We start from the raw sequence: 14,476 nt of genomic DNA, 5'->3' as shown, positions 1-14,476 counted from the left end.
CTGGCAAATCAATTGCCCGGACTTTACGACAATAGCGCTCAGCTCCATAATTACTGACAAGCTCCTCAATAATAGCAACCGAACGCGGAAGTGTGGTAATAATCGAAAAGCGGCGGCTGATTGTCATGGCCACCTGGATCGCCGCCTGACAAATACCTATTACAGGTCCTTTTGCCACTTCGCGAGCTGCGTGCAAGCCAGGATCATCGAAGCAAGCAATAACATAGGCGTCGACGCCTTGCATTTCGCCTTTGCGAATTTCAGCAAGCATTCCGGGCATAGCCATCGCCTCATCCGCAGAGCCCTCAATGCTTGCCGGCGTCTCAAGGGGATTTGTCGCTGTGATGCGTGTTTGTGCCTGCTTCACAATCAACGCGCTTTCCATAGCCTGATTTGTCATGGAAGCGGTGGAGTTTGGATTGATCAGATGAATATGCATAATTAAAGCCTCTGATATATAACCTACTGATTACGCTTGCTAAAATCGCCAATAGGCGGGGCTTTCAACTCAAACTGACGGTCTGATGTCACGTAATTATCTGCGTGCAGACGTGCAATGGGCTGGTAGTATTCAGGGTCAACATAGTGCCCCGCAGCATCGAGGCAGTTGCGCCGGACATGCATATGCACGACCTCCCCCAAAACAAGCGTGCGTCGCGGGTAATCGATGAGCCGCTCAACACGGCATTCAAAAACACAGGGCGCTTCCTGCGGAAACGCTGCACTGATTTTAGTACAGGCTTGAGCGGTCAGACCAGCGACAGAAAGCTCATCCACTTCCGCGTCAAAACCAAGACCACAGATCAACATTTGCTCAGATAAGGCCATATCGACCATGCTAATAGCAAACTCTCCTGATTGACGGATGTTGACCATAGTATCCTTCTCTTCCCCCGATAGGCGTGGCTGGATTCCTAAAACAACAATCGCCGGATCGTGCGAGAAGACGTTAAAGAAACTCATGGGTGCCGCATTGTTGTTTCCTGTGGCTGAACGCGTTGTCACCAGCGCAATAGGACGCGGCCCGATGAAATTGGTCAGGAGGCGATAGCGGCTTTGCGGATCAATGGTCTCAAAGTCAAATTCCATAAGTTGCCCAAACTGTAAAAAATGATCAACAAATTTATGATTTATTGTATACAATAAATCAAGTAATTAAATCCATGAGTTGACTTTTTCTCGCACATGACGATTGTCGAATTGAACATGGAGTAGTCTTTATGAAAGCACCAACGGCCTTATCAATCGAACAGATCGTCGAGAAAGTTTGGCTGTCGATTGCCGAAAGGCGATTGCGGCCCGGAATCCAGCTTAAAGAAGAACAACTCTCCACCATCTTCAACGTAAGTCGGGCTCGCATCCGCCAGGCTCTGACCATTCTTGAGCGTGATGGGCTTGTGAGCATGATCCCTAATCGCGGTGCGTTTGTAAGCAAGCCGACGGTGCAGGAGGCGCGCGATGTTTTCTCTGTTCGGCAAGCCGTGGAGCGTTGCATCGTCGAACGGCTCTGCAACTCTTTGCTCAAAGAAAACGTGAAACGCCTCCGCGACCACGTCAATTTGGAGCGAATTGCCAATAAGGACAATGTTACAACTGACATCATCAAACTTTCGGGCGGATTCCATCTTTTGCTGGCCGAACTGACAGGGTCAGATTTTCTATTCACTACCATGCGTGACCTTATTTCTCGCAGCTCGCTGATCACAGCCATTTATCGCAAAACCGATCATTTCAACTGCGGTCCAGATGAGCATGCAGAAATCGTAAAGGCGATTTCTGCAAAAGAAGCAGAGAAAGCGATTCATCTGATGGCACACCATCTTGAGCATGTGGAATCTGAGCTTGATTTGAGCGAAATACGTGAACTTTCCTATGATTTGCGTTCGGCTCTAGCCTAAGCTCCGGGCACGTAGCGACTCTGATCATCTGCTTTCGCGACCAGAGTGCGTTGTGCTTAATCGTATCCACTTCGCTCGCTCTATTTCTTTGTTTTTATGCACGCGGCGCCCGAAACCTAATTCCCACAGACCCTACAGCATTGGCCCAAAAATCGTATTCGATTTTTGGAAAGCACGATGCGTAGATTCAATTAGTTAGAGCGTCCTTTGTGCGTTCAATTGGACGCACGGCGCTCTAGTCAACCTCCATCTCCACCAGATGGCAGGCCACACGCGTACGGTTGGGGAGAAGCTGCGTAACCGGCGCCTCCCTGGAGCAGCGCTCGATAGCAAGCGGGCAACGCGGATGAAAAGTGCAGCCTGACGGTGGCTTCAATGGACTAGGCACCTCCCCGCTTGCAGGCTCACGATTGCGGTTCGGCTCTTCGATATTCGGGATCGTTTGCAATAAAAGTTGGGTATATGGATGCCGCGGATCAGCAAATAGTTGTTCTGTATCGCCTTCTTCAACAATGCGCCCCAGATACATGACCGCAATCCGGTCAGACATATGGCGGACCACACTCATATCATGGCTGATGAAGAGGTATGTGAGACCCAATTCATCCTGAAGGCGACGCATCAGATTGAGAACCTGCGCCTGAACAGAAACATCAAGTGCAGATGTTGGCTCGTCACAAACAAGGAACTCCGGTTCGCTTGCCAATGCACGGGCAATCGAAATACGCTGGCGCTGACCGCCTGAGAATTCATGCGGAAATTTCTCGCCGTCCGAAGCAGAAAGACCGACAATTTGTAGGAGTTCCTCAACTCGGTCAGTAATCTCGGCCGCTGTGTCGCGTAGCTTGAGTTCGCGTAGCGGCTCCGCGATAATGTTCTTTACCCGCCAGCGCGGATTAAGTGACGCATAGGGGTCTTGAAAAATCATCTGTGCCGATAGAGGTGCACCACTTTTGCCCGCTGCAAAGCGCATGCCGCCACTGGTGGCAGGATAAAGACCGGTGACAAGACGGGCGACAGTGGATTTTCCGCAACCACTTTCCCCAACAATGCTTAAACAACCACCAGAAGGAACGGAGAAACTGATGTCATTGACGGCTTTCAAATACTGTTTGGGTTTGCGCTCAACCAGTCTGTTGAGCCAGGGTGCCGATACATCAAATGTTTTAACGAGCCGTTCAACGGTCAAAGCCGGAGTTCTACTTAAAGAGCTTGTCATGCGGTGCCTCCTGCATTGAGCCAGCATGCACTGGCTGTCGCCCCCGAAAATACGAGTTCTGGTCTCTCGCGCCGACAGCGAGAGCCACTTTTGCTGCAACGCGGGTTAAATGCACAACCGTCAGGAATGGAGTCCAGACGGGGCATAGAGCCATCGATCTGGTTTAGCTTTTCGACCCGCGCACCCAGTGAAGGGATCGAAGACATCAATCCCTGTGTATAGGGATGAGAAGGGTGATGGAGCACCTGCTCCACGGGTCCGACCTCAATGAGACGTCCAGCATACATGACAGCAATTCGATCCGCCGCTTCAGCTATAACGCCCATGTCGTGCGTTACCAACATGACTGCCGTCTGCTTTTCTTTACAAAGCTTGCGCAATAGCGAAATGATCTGTGCCTGAATCGACACATCAAGCGCTGTTGTTGGCTCATCAGCAATCACCAGTTTAGGAGACGCAGCAAGCGCGAGAGCTATCACTACACGCTGACGCATCCCGCCTGAGAACTGATGAGGATATTGATCGACCCGCTCTTCAGGCGATGGAATTCCAACGTCACGCAGCAATTGAACAGCGCGGGCACGCGCTTGTGCCCGGCCCAGACCGAGATGCTGCTGGATGGTTTCAATTAGCTGAGACCCCACTGTGAAAAGTGGGTTGAGGGAAGTCAACGGATCCTGAAATATCGCACCAATTTCCCGGCCACGGACTTTTTCCATGGCGCGATCATCAAGAGTATCAATACGCTGTTTGCCAAGCCATACTTCTCCGCCGGCAATATGTCCGGGCCGTTCGAGAAGCCCTTGAATCGCCAGTCCTGTCATAGACTTGCCGGCTCCCGACTCGCCTACGACACCAAGAATTTCTCCCGGACGTATCGACAAGGATACATCTGACAACGCTGTAACTGTACCGTGACGACCGGGAAAATTAACACGTAGATTGCGAACATCAACGACGGGTTCCTGCATCTCAACCATGCGTTTTTTCCTCTCTTGGCGCTACAACAGGATAGCTTGGCGGGAATATTTGGCTGACCGGAGGATTATTCCAACTCCTCTCAGGATATTTCGCAATCAGGCTGTCAAACTGGGTTTGTGCCTGCTCTCGTGCTTTTTCCATGTCAAAGCCCGCCAACTGCCGATCAAGCATTGAAACACGGCCATCCACAAAGACAGCTTGGGTTATCTTTCCAGATCCACCGACAACAATCGTTGTGATCGGATCAATCGATGGAGCCATAAAGGTGTCATCCAAACGGAAAACAGCAATGTCGGCCCGCGCTCCGGCTGACAAATGGCCAATATCCGAGCGGCCCAAAGCCTTCGCACCACCAAGCGTCGCTGCGTCAAACAGATCAGCACTACGCAGACGATCAGGTGCATTGTCAGCCACCCGTCCAGTAATAAGTCCAGCCAGCAAATTCATCAGCATATCTGGCGGAGTCGTATCTGTACCCATGGCGACATTAATCCCACGCATACGACAGTCGGAGAACGACTTTAGAATTGAACCGCCGCGACCTGAAACCAGCGGACAATGCACAATTGAAACTGCATTTTGCGCATAAAGATCGAGATCTTCATCGGTGGCGTTGGTCGCATGTGGAGCAATGAGCCGCTCGCTCAGCAACCCATGGCTGGCGAGCCAAACCGGTGCAGTAGAACCATGCAACATGCGCACGGTATCGACTTCCATCGCTCCTTGAGCCATATGAAGTCGAAACTTACAGCCGAGATCACGTGCAGCCGCATCTGTACGTTTGATTAGAGCGAGCGTCGAAGTCTCCACCCGATCGGGAGCGAGCATGCCACGCACAAGATCACCATGACGGCCATTTTGACGCTCGATAAACGCAATCGCGTTGTTGAGACCCTGAAAACCGCGTTCTTCATCGAAAACAGGTACAATTTTGCCCGGCTGCTCCAGAACCATACCACCTGAGCGATAGGCGGGGCTTAGATAAACGCGTAGGCCCAAATCGCCCGCGGCGTCTGCGGCAGCATCAAACTCTGCAACCGTTTCCCCCCACTCGCGATAAAACAACGAAGCAATCGGAGCGGCTGTTGTGATACCGTTCAATAAAAGCTGACCAAAAGCAAACCGCTTTTGAAAGGCCAATTGTTCCTCATTATACATCTCATAGGGCCCGGCATCGACATAAGAGCGCGGCCAAACACGACCTTTCGCCCAGCCGGGATGATGGTCAATTCCAAGAATAGTCGTATCGAGATCTGAAAGAGCGTCGAGATCAATCAGTCCAGGACTGATAAGTGCGTTACCAAAATCTATTCGGCGTGCGACTTCTCCGGAAAATTTGTGTCCGACAAAGAGGATCTGACCACCCTCAAAAACCACTTCACCATCTTTGAGTAGGCAATGGCCACCGTCTTTTTGCCCAACCACCCAACGAGCCGTGATGAGAGTGCGCCCAGAGGGCCGCGCACCCAATACAAGAGAATTCAGAGCATCACTCTTCATGGCATTTCAACCACAGATACGCCTTGGCGGGCTGTAATGCGGCCGCCTTTTACGACCAGCGGGCGCGGTGCTACATCGACCACCGCATGCGCCAGCGTTTCGCCGGTCAAAAGGGTGAAATCAGCATGACAACCAATATCAAGCCCGTAATTTTCAAGCGCCATGACATCTGCTCCACCCTGAGACACGATATAAAGGACGTGCTCCAGTTCATGATCGGAACGAACGCCGTTTTTCATGCCGATGATCTTGGCACGGTCAAGCATATCAGGCTGCCCCCATGGACCCCACGTATCGCGAATGCCGTCACAACCGCCGCCGATACGCACACCTGCTTCTTTCAAACGTCTGATCGATGGGACCGTCGCGGAAGGCGCACCAGTTGTCAGAATTGCAACATCCAGAATTGCCAGCTGTTCGATAAGTTGGCCAACCCGCAGGTAATCATTCATCCCAAGAGCAAATGCATGACTGATTGCGACCTTGCCTTCCATGCCATTTGCACGGATTCGCTCAAAGATAAGCTCCATTGTGAAGGCGCCAAGATCACCCGTCTCGTGCAGATGAATGTCGATCGGCACACCATGTTTTGTTGCAAGTGAGAATAGAGTGTCCAGTTGGCCTTTTGGGTCGCGATCAATGCCACATGGGTCAATCCCGCCCAGAACTTCGCAACCCTGACGCAATGCTTCATCAAGCAAATCATGAGTGCCCGGCATGACCATCAAGCCGGACTGGGGAAAAGCGACAACCTCAATGTCGATGATGCCTTTGAGCTTTTCGCGTGTTTCCCAGATACCTTCAACAAGTGTCAAACCGTGGATCGGGTCAATGTCGACATGACTACGGATATGGGTACCGCCATGGGCCGAAAGACCAATAGCATGGCGCATCGACTGACGATGGGGGTCTATCCCGATTTCCAGCCTGTGCTCGCGTTCGAAATCGATACGCTCCCGTAAAATTGCAGCACGGTTATTAACGTGCCACGGCATGCCCCAGGTTGTCTTGTCGAGATGCGTGTGAGCATCAATCAATCCCGGGATCAGGATAGAATTATTCCCGTCTTCAACAGCCACACCAGGCTCTGCCGAAAACTGTCCGAAACCCGCAATTTTTCCATCTTTGATTAAAACGTCGCAGTTTTCGCCTGCCATAGGACGGATGTTGCGAAGCAAAAGATTGTTCATTTAACTTACCTCAATTTCGGATTAAGCGCATCGCGCAGCCAATCGCCGAGCATATTGACGGCCACGACAAGCAGGCAGAGCTGGATGACGGGGAAAACCACAATCCACCATGAACCGGAAAACAGGAACTGATTGCCGATACGGATCAGGGTTCCCAGCGACGGCTGGCTCGGCGGCATGCCTATTCCAAGGAATGAAAGGGTCGCTTCGGTCAGGATCGCCATACCGAAATTAAGCGTTGCCGCGACCATAATGGGTGTCAGTGTGTTGGGCAGGATGTGCTTTGTCATGATCCGACGCGACGGCACTCCTATCAGCCGTGCCGCAGACACATAATCCTTACCCGCCTCTACAATCGCCTGCGCTCGAACAGTACGGGCATATTGCACCCATGCTGAAAGCGAGATTGCCAGGATCAGCACTGCTGACGCGCCAATCTCACGAAGGCTCACTGGCAACATCTGTCGTACAACCGTTGAAACGAGAATGGCCACGAGAATGGTTGGTATTGAAAGGGTCACGTCACCGAAACGCATCAACAGATTGTCGATAAAGCCACCGAAATAGCCGGAGACCAATCCAGCAGTCAAACCGATCAGCAGGGAAAGCAACACTGAAGCGATACCGATGACGATAGAAATTCTGGTGCCGTAAAGAATAGCCGAAAGCATGTCACGGCCTTGCGTGTCGGTGCCCAACAGGAACGGCCACTCACCTCCCTCTTCCCAGAGTGGAGGCAGCTCTGCTTTCCACATGTCGAGTGCTGCACCATCATAGGGATTCTGTGGTGCGATCAAAGGTGCGAACAATGCGCTCAAGATCAGAACGGCAAGCAGGGCTGCGCTTATCATCGCCGTCTTGCTGTGTGTAAAGGACCACCACAGATCGCTTTTACGAATTCGCTGAACAAGCGAAGGACGCGTGACGGGGGTAGCTTGTGAGGATGGGGTGCTCATTAAGACAGACTCCCGTTGATCAGCGAGCCGTGCGCAAACGAGGATCGATTACCGCATAGGCAACATCGACCAGAGTGTTCAGCACGACAAAAATGAAGGAAATAATGCAAAGATAAGCTGCCATCACAGGAATATCGAGAAAGGTGACGGCCTGAATGAACAGCATACCCATGCCCGGCCACTGGAAAACCGTTTCCGTGATCAATGCGAAAGCAATCAGCGAACCGATATTCATCGCCGTCAAGGTCACGACTGGCATCAGACAATTGCGCAATGCATGCCTGAAATAAATGCGCCATCTCGGAAGACCCCGTGCGCGCGCAAACTTGATATATTCGGATCGCAGAACTTCCAGCATTTCAGCACGGACCAGACGCATCACAAGCGTAACCTGATAAAGCGAAAGTGCTATAGCTGGCAGGATGATCGCCGCTCTTCCCGACGGAGTGAGAAGGCCAGTGGACCAACCGCCAATATAAACAACTTCGCCGCGTCCGAAGGCGGGAAACCAGCCAATTGATACAGAGAAAACAAGGATAAGAAGAATACCGACCACGAAACTGGGTAGCGATACGCCAACGATGGAAAGAAACTGAAGCCCCTCCGTGTACCATTTTCCGCGTTTGATGGCGGTGAGCACACCCAAAGGCAATCCAACTAAGAGTGAAATGATCGTCGCAACGAAAACCAGCTCAAGCGTTGCGGGAAATCGCTCGCTTATCAGACCCAATACATCCTGCCCATTTCGGTAGGAAATACCAAAATTCCCTTGCGCAGCATTCACAACAAAGCGCGAATATTGAACAAGCAGGCCATCATTGAGACCCAGCCGTTCGCGCAAATTATCGCGGTCGGCCTGTGTCATTTGTTCATTGGCCATCATCTCGACTGGATCGCCCGCGAGGCGGAAAATCAGAAAGGCAAGCAAAGCGACGGCCAACATCACCATGACAGCGTTTGCCAGGCGCTTAATGATAAAAACCAGCATGAAATTTCCTCGGTAACAACATGGTACGCCCGGGGACGCATCCCCGGGACAGCATCATCAGATTATTGGGCAAAACGCGTCAGCCAATGACGCGGCTTATTGTCAGGCAACTGCACGATCTTGTCGATATTCTTCGACATAACCCAGGCCATAGGCTGTTGGTGCAGAGGTAACATCACTATTTCGTCTTTCGCCATCTCCAACGCTTTGGTCTGGAGTGCGAGACGCTTAGGACGATCCATTTCAGTAGAGGCTTGTACAATAAGCTCGTCGATCTCTGGATAGCTCCATCCGCCCCAGTTGAAAACGCCAGCATTTGCAGTCTTTGTGGCAATCATCTGAAGCAGGATTGAATAGCTGTCCAGCATTGGCTCGGTCGCCCAACCAATGAGATAGACGTCCGCTTTGCCGCCGGTACGTTTCGGCGCTTGCGCAGCCGTTGGAGCAATATCGAGTTGTGGTTTGAATCCGCCACGGCTCAACATATTCACCATGCCCTGACAAAGCTCTTCCTCATTCACATAAGCATCCGTAGTGCACACCAGTGTGAAGGGAAAATCGACCGCGCCCGCATCAGCCAGAAGTTTCTTGGAGAGCTCCGGGTCATATGCCAAAGTTGTATCCAGTTCCGCAGTGTAACCGGGAATTTCCGGAGCAACGACGGCGCCTGCGGTGCGTGACTTTCCGCGCATGATACGCTTCTGGATCAGATCCCGATCAAGCGCATGCGCAAAGGCCTGTCTCACGCGCAGATCGTTAAACTTATTCTGAGAACCGTCAGCAAGTTCCGGCTTACGATTAAAGCCCATCATCACTGTGCGAAGATCTGTACGCTCAAGAACATTCAAATCTGGCTGCGCTTGCAACCGCGGTAAATCTTGCGATGGCGCATTTTCCGTGAAGTTGATTTCACCCGATAGCAACGCTGCCACGCGCGTCGCAGCAGAGGTGATAGGTGTGAATTCTATACGGTCAATATTGGATTGGGATTCATCCCACCAGTCTGCATTTTTCACAAGAATGGTTTTTGAATCCGGGACACGGCTCTCAAGCTTGAATGGCCCGGTTCCATTGGTGTTATAGGTAGCATAACCCTCAATTTTTGCCCCCACATCAGTGGGTTTCTCTGAATTATTTTTCTTAAGCCAACCCTCATCAAAAATATGAATATTTGTGAGATCGTTGAGAAGGAGCGGATAAGGGCCGCTGAGTTCAATGTCGACGGTGTAATCATCAACCTTGCTGGAGGACTTGTAGGCAGGCAAGTTTCCTCGCAACGGCGAAACCGGATCGCTTACCCGCTTAAGCGACGCCAGAACATCATCAGCCGTAAATTCGGCACCGTCATGGAATTTCACGCCTTTTCGCAAATGAAAACGCCACGTCGTATCCGAAATATTTTCCCATGATTGTGCGAGTGCAGGCTCGATCTTTAAATCCGCATCGTAGCGAACCAGCCCCTCATAAACATGATTGAGGAAAGACAGCGTGTAACTATCGCCATACGAATAGGGGTCGAGTGAATAAATGTCTCGTGCAGCCCCCCATTTGAGTGTTTCCGCATGGCCCGACAAAGTCAGACTCACCAGCATAGTGGCCGCAAGGCCCAATTTCTTTAACATTGATTGCTCCGCTTCTGGAAATTTTGTCCCCTTTTTGGGGATCTTTTCTTCAAGCACCATCATACCCAAGACGAGTACGAAAATGTCATTTCTTCGTGCTAAACACGAATTATGCTGAATGTGATTTCCTCCCTGCATCAGGGGCCTGAGCCTTTGCGGCTTCTTCATTGGCCATTGATAACAGTATCTATATTAGCAAAAAGTTGTCAACGAGATTGTAGACAATATTTGAATATTTTTCGTATCTAAAGTCGACGATAACAGTCAACATCACGATCAAACCAACCTGAATTGTCAAAGGATTGTCAGGGGATTGTGACGGGCTGATTGGTTTCTTACCGTTCGAATGAGGTGCACAATGGATGGTCTCCAGCACATGAGAAATACCTATTTCTTGTCGTCATCAGCGCTGCATTTTAAAAAGCATGACTGTAATAAAATTGCCCTGAAGTTGACGAACCGCCAAACTCAATTTTCCTCAGGGCTTGTTTTGAGTATGAATGCAATAGAGCGTCCTTTACTGTTGGACGCTCTAACATTTACGGACAATAATGTTATTCGGCCATCATGGTGTGCCAATGACGCGGCTTGTTGTCGGCACGGAAGTCAACGCTTTTGACTTTTTCTAACATACCCCATGCAATCGGCTGTTGATGCAAAGGAATCAAAATCGCCTTATCCTTGGCGATCTTTAGAGCCTCCTCTTCCAGAGCCAGCCGTTTGGCGGTGTCCGGCTCATTTGCTGCCTTTTTGACCAGATCGTCGAGTTCCGGATAAGACCAGCCACCGTAGTTAGAAACACCGGTGGAGCCACTGCGCGTCGAAAGAACTTGTGACAGAAGCGAATAGGCATCCAGTGTCGGCTCGTTTGCCCAACTCAAATTGAACATGTCCGCCTTGCCGTTGGTGCGTTTAGGCTGCTGAACAGCCCTCGGCCCCATGTCTATTGTTGGTTCAAAACCCGAACGCTTAAGCATATTGGCTATACCCGAGCATATATCTTCTTCGTTGATACTTTCATCATTCATACACAGATAGGTAAATGCCAAACCTTTTTGGTCCGCATCTTCCAACAGTTTCTGTGCCTGCTTGGGATCGGCGGGCTGATACACATCGAGAGATTCAGCATAGCCGGCAATTTCGGGCGCTATGAGTGATCCTGTAGGACGTGCGAGCCCGCGCATGATTTTCTGGTTGATAAGATCACGATCAAGGCTCGCTTCCACAGCTTGCCGCACATGCTCATCCAGAAATGGATTGGGACGACCGTCCTCAAGCTTTTCCTTGCCATTGAAGGCAATGAAGACCGTACGGAGTTCTGTGCGCTTGTTCACGTTAATGCCCGGAGACGATTCTAATCGTGGCAAATCCTGAATTGGAGCAGAATCCACCAGATCGATTTCACCTGACAAAAGTGCAGCAACGCGCGTAGCCGCAGAAGAGATCGGTACATATTCGATACGGTCAAGATTATGTTTCTTTTCGTCCCACCACTGATCGTTGACCAGTAGAACAGTTTTGGAATCCGGGACACGGCTATCCAGCTTGAATGGGCCAGTGCCATTGGTGTTGTGCGTCGCAAAATTTTCAGTGTTTGAAGCTATGTCCGTTGGCTTCTCTGCATTGTTGTCTTTCAGCCAGTCTGCATCGAACATGAAGATATTGGTCATATCGTTCAGGAAAAGTGCGCTTGGCGAGGAGACCTCAATGTCGACCGTGTAATCATCGACCTTATCGACCCCGACATAAAGCGGGATATTGCCCCGCAGCGGCGAAGTCGGATCGGACACGCGGTTCATGGAAGCAACTACGTCATCTGCCGTAAATTCGGCGCCGTTATGGAATTTAACACCCTTGCGCAGGGTAAAACGCCATTTATTATTATCAATCAGCTTCCACTCAGTGGCAAGCGCTGGTTCAATCTCGAAATTTGGGCCGTATCGGATCAACCCTTCATAAATGTGGTTGAGAAACGCCAAGTTAGACGTTGATGGAACGGAATTCGGATCCAGCGAGTAAATGTCCGCCCGGCTCCCCCATCGCAACGTAGCCGCGTCAGCCGATGCTACCATTAGTGGCGCAGTAACGGCCACAGCGCTCAGTGCTGATAGAAGAAATTTATTAAGACGCGTCATGCTGTTCCCTTTGTGAATAACGACAGATCCGTTTATCCGAATTTTTTTGAACTATCTTAATTCACTGATATATTGTCAACGATATTGTTGGCAATTATTATGGAAAATATCGACACCGCGATTTTCGGGATCGGTAACTCACTTGATTCCAGACAAGAAACAAGGACATGTAAATGGTTGGGCTACTGCTAATTCACGGTACGATCATCACCGTTGACCCTGAACGGCGCATTATCGAAAATGGCAGCATAGCGATAGAAAATGACCGGATTGTTGATATTGGCACTACCGAAGAAATCCATCCTAGGCATATCGGAAAGAGGGTCATCGACTGCACGGGAAAACTAATCATTCCCGGCCTAATTGATGCCCATGGCCATGCCGGTCATGCGTTGATCCGCAGCATCGGTGCTGACACCAACGCCTTATGGATGCGAATTGTTACTCCAACATATTATCATTATGTCACTCGTGACTACTGGTATGCAGATGGGCTTGTCTCTGGGCTAGAGAGACTATGTGCTGGCGTCACGACTTCTGCCAGCATTATCACCTCAATGCCTCGCAGTGACGATCCAGTTTTCGCGATCAATCATGCACGTGCCTATTCAGAACTGGGTTTACGGGAGATTATATGTGTTGGGCCCGCCGGCCTGCCCTGGCCGCAATCGGTAACGCGCTGGGAAAGCGGAAAGCCCGAGCGACGCGACGTTTCTTTCGACGAAATGATCGAAGGTGCAGAAAGCGTTATTGAAGCTCTGAACGGCACCGCCGATGGTCGTATCAAGGTATTTATAACACCATTTACAATCGTGCCTTCCGTAGAACCATCCAATGCTTCGACGCCTGATTTTGCGGTCAACCTGACACGGGAAGACCGTATGCAAGCGCAACGTATCCGTGAGACCGCACGAAAGTGGGGGGTACGTATTCATTCAGATGCCTTTGCGGGACAAATCCGTATGGCTTTTCAGGATAAGGAAAATGCGCTGCTCGGCCCTGATGTGCATCTGCAGCACTGTTGGGGAATTTCTCACGAAGAAATAGACATTCTTGCTCAAACAGGCACGCATGTCACCCACGCCCCCCCGGGGCGCTCCACACCAATTATGGAGATGATGGCTCGCGGCGTTCCGGTGGCCATCACGTCAGATGGTGCAGCGCCAAGTAGACATTTTGATATGCTGCAAATCGCTCGTCTTGCTCAATCGACGCAGCACATTTTACACAATCACGACCGATACATTCTGCCGCCAGGTAAAATCTTCGAAATGATAACAATTGATGCAGCGAGAGCAATTGGCATGGATCACGAAATCGGTTCGCTGGAATGCGGCAAGAAAGCCGACATAGTCATCATCGATATGCGAAAGCCACACCTGACGCCCAATTGGATGCCGGTCCATCGTCTTATTCACCAGGTACAGGGAAGTGATATAGACACCGTAATTGTTAATGGCAAACTCCTTATGGAAAATGGCAACGTGCGAACCGCAAATGTACAGGACGCTCTCGCGTTTGGGGAAGCTGAGGCGTTGGCTCTCGTGCAAAGGGCTGGATTGACATCCCATATGCATGATCCCGGCTGGGGGCAGCTTCAACGGACGTTTCAACACACCATTAATCTTCCTAAGCCCCCAAAAATTAACTAGGTTTACTGCACTCCCATTTGTGCAAAACTCGATGTTGAGTGAGGTAATGTTGAGCATCCACAGCCAGAATAGTAACAGGAAGAGGAATGTTGAATTTGGTCAGAATGCACATCAACACTCAGCCGGAGATCATTTCTGATTGCCAGTCAAGAACATGGTCATCCAATTCGGACGACCGGAATGGGTCCGAAGCGGTCGGTCCAGTTTCGGAGGTTGCAGCAGATATAGCTGCCCTGTGGCGTTGGTGCATGAAGGCGTTCAGATTTACTGAACTTAGAGAATTAGGCTTTAGCCGTTGACGTTTTCGTTTCGTCTTCGGGGTCTCGTTCATGCCT

At 50.6% G+C, this 14,476-nt stretch carries 13 protein-coding genes; 2 read left to right on the top strand and 11 right to left on the bottom strand.

All coding sequences use genetic code 11. The annotated features are described in order from the left end of the window. Positions 1-439 (bottom strand): aspartate/glutamate racemase family protein (locus VBH83_RS18465; RefSeq protein WP_396998992.1); only part of this gene is annotated, 439 nt, incomplete at its 3' end. A gap of 23 nt (positions 440-462) precedes the next feature. Next, positions 463-1,089 (bottom strand): flavin reductase family protein, encoded by a 627-nt coding sequence (locus VBH83_RS18460; protein WP_396998991.1) that lies wholly within the window; start codon positions 1,087-1,089, stop codon positions 463-465. A gap of 131 nt (positions 1,090-1,220) precedes the next feature. On the opposite strand from VBH83_RS18460, the gene VBH83_RS18455 reads away from it, so the two are divergent. After that, entirely contained in the window at positions 1,221-1,898 is a 678-nt protein-coding gene (locus VBH83_RS18455) for a GntR family transcriptional regulator (RefSeq protein ID WP_396998990.1), read from the top strand. Between the two features lie 235 nt (positions 1,899-2,133). Here the strand turns inward: VBH83_RS18455 and VBH83_RS18450 are convergent, their stop codons facing one another. From VBH83_RS18450 to VBH83_RS18415, 8 genes are all read right to left on the bottom strand, one after another. Then, positions 2,134-3,117 (bottom strand): ABC transporter ATP-binding protein, encoded by a 984-nt coding sequence (locus VBH83_RS18450; protein ID WP_396998989.1) that lies wholly within the window; start codon positions 3,115-3,117, stop codon positions 2,134-2,136. Beyond that, on the bottom strand, positions 3,114-4,097 hold the full coding sequence (locus tag VBH83_RS18445) for an ABC transporter ATP-binding protein (RefSeq protein ID WP_396998988.1): 984 nt from the start codon (positions 4,095-4,097) through the stop codon (positions 3,114-3,116). Before VBH83_RS18445 ends, VBH83_RS18450 begins: the two co-directional genes overlap by 4 nt. Continuing rightward, the gene (locus VBH83_RS18440) at positions 4,090-5,598 is read right to left on the bottom strand and encodes an amidohydrolase family protein (protein WP_396998987.1); all 1,509 of its coding nucleotides are present in this window, start codon (positions 5,596-5,598) and stop codon (positions 4,090-4,092) included. The genes VBH83_RS18445 and VBH83_RS18440 overlap by 8 nt, the downstream gene beginning before the upstream one ends. Beyond that, positions 5,595-6,788: an amidohydrolase family protein gene (locus VBH83_RS18435; RefSeq protein WP_396998986.1), complete on the bottom strand. Its 1,194-nt coding sequence runs from the start codon at positions 6,786-6,788 to the stop codon at positions 5,595-5,597. Before VBH83_RS18435 ends, VBH83_RS18440 begins: the two co-directional genes overlap by 4 nt. 5 nt (positions 6,789-6,793) lie before the next feature. Next, complete coding sequence (locus VBH83_RS18430; protein ID WP_396998985.1) at positions 6,794-7,744, bottom strand: ABC transporter permease; 951 nt, start codon at positions 7,742-7,744, stop codon at positions 6,794-6,796. 19 nt (positions 7,745-7,763) lie between these two features. Next, positions 7,764-8,732 carry an ABC transporter permease gene (locus VBH83_RS18425; protein WP_396998984.1) on the bottom strand — a complete coding sequence of 323 codons (969 nt, stop codon included), beginning with the start codon at positions 8,730-8,732 and terminating at the stop codon, positions 7,764-7,766. Positions 8,733-8,794: 62 nt separating this feature from the next. Next, a complete protein-coding gene (locus VBH83_RS18420) occupies positions 8,795-10,354 on the bottom strand; it encodes an ABC transporter substrate-binding protein (RefSeq protein ID WP_396998983.1) in 1,560 nt (519 codons plus the stop codon). A 554-nt stretch (positions 10,355-10,908) separates the two neighbouring features. After that, entirely contained in the window at positions 10,909-12,489 is a 1,581-nt protein-coding gene (locus VBH83_RS18415) for an ABC transporter substrate-binding protein (RefSeq protein WP_313830404.1), read from the bottom strand. Positions 12,490-12,662: 173 nt separating this feature from the next. On the opposite strand from VBH83_RS18415, the gene VBH83_RS18410 reads away from it, so the two are divergent. Continuing rightward, a complete protein-coding gene (locus VBH83_RS18410; RefSeq protein WP_396998982.1) occupies positions 12,663-14,141 on the top strand; it encodes an amidohydrolase family protein in 1,479 nt (492 codons plus the stop codon). A gap of 118 nt (positions 14,142-14,259) precedes the next feature. Here VBH83_RS18410 and VBH83_RS18405 read toward each other — a convergent pair. Beyond that, positions 14,260-14,476, bottom strand: a 217-nt coding sequence (locus tag VBH83_RS18405; RefSeq protein ID WP_396998981.1) for a hypothetical protein, incomplete at its 5' end; no start/stop codon positions are given.

The organism is Ochrobactrum sp. S1502_03 (assembly GCF_044435015.1).
GTDB classification, from domain to species: Bacteria; Pseudomonadota; Alphaproteobacteria; order Rhizobiales; family Rhizobiaceae; genus Brucella; species Brucella chromiisoli.
The sequence above is the reverse complement of the archived record's forward strand: the minus strand, read 5'-3'. Positions and strand labels throughout refer to the sequence as shown.

Coding starts and splice junctions, on each gene's coding strand:
- VBH83_RS18430 (WP_396998985.1), bottom strand. CDS start 7,744: ATGAGCACCCCATCCTCACAAGCTACCCCCGTCACGCGTCCTTCGCTT.
- VBH83_RS18460 (WP_396998991.1), bottom strand. CDS start 1,089: ATGGAATTTGACTTTGAGACCATTGATCCGCAAAGCCGCTATCGCCTC.
- VBH83_RS18450 (WP_396998989.1), bottom strand. CDS start 3,117: ATGACAAGCTCTTTAAGTAGAACTCCGGCTTTGACCGTTGAACGGCTC.
- VBH83_RS18455 (WP_396998990.1), top strand. CDS start 1,221: ATGAAAGCACCAACGGCCTTATCAATCGAACAGATCGTCGAGAAAGTT.
- VBH83_RS18420 (WP_396998983.1), bottom strand. CDS start 10,354: ATGTTAAAGAAATTGGGCCTTGCGGCCACTATGCTGGTGAGTCTGACT.
- VBH83_RS18435 (WP_396998986.1), bottom strand. CDS start 6,788: ATGAACAATCTTTTGCTTCGCAACATCCGTCCTATGGCAGGCGAAAAC.
- VBH83_RS18440 (WP_396998987.1), bottom strand. CDS start 5,598: ATGAAGAGTGATGCTCTGAATTCTCTTGTATTGGGTGCGCGGCCCTCT.
- VBH83_RS18425 (WP_396998984.1), bottom strand. CDS start 8,732: ATGCTGGTTTTTATCATTAAGCGCCTGGCAAACGCTGTCATGGTGATG.
- VBH83_RS18415 (WP_313830404.1), bottom strand. CDS start 12,489: ATGACGCGTCTTAATAAATTTCTTCTATCAGCACTGAGCGCTGTGGCC.
- VBH83_RS18410 (WP_396998982.1), top strand. CDS start 12,663: ATGGTTGGGCTACTGCTAATTCACGGTACGATCATCACCGTTGACCCT.
- VBH83_RS18445 (WP_396998988.1), bottom strand. CDS start 4,097: ATGGTTGAGATGCAGGAACCCGTCGTTGATGTTCGCAATCTACGTGTT.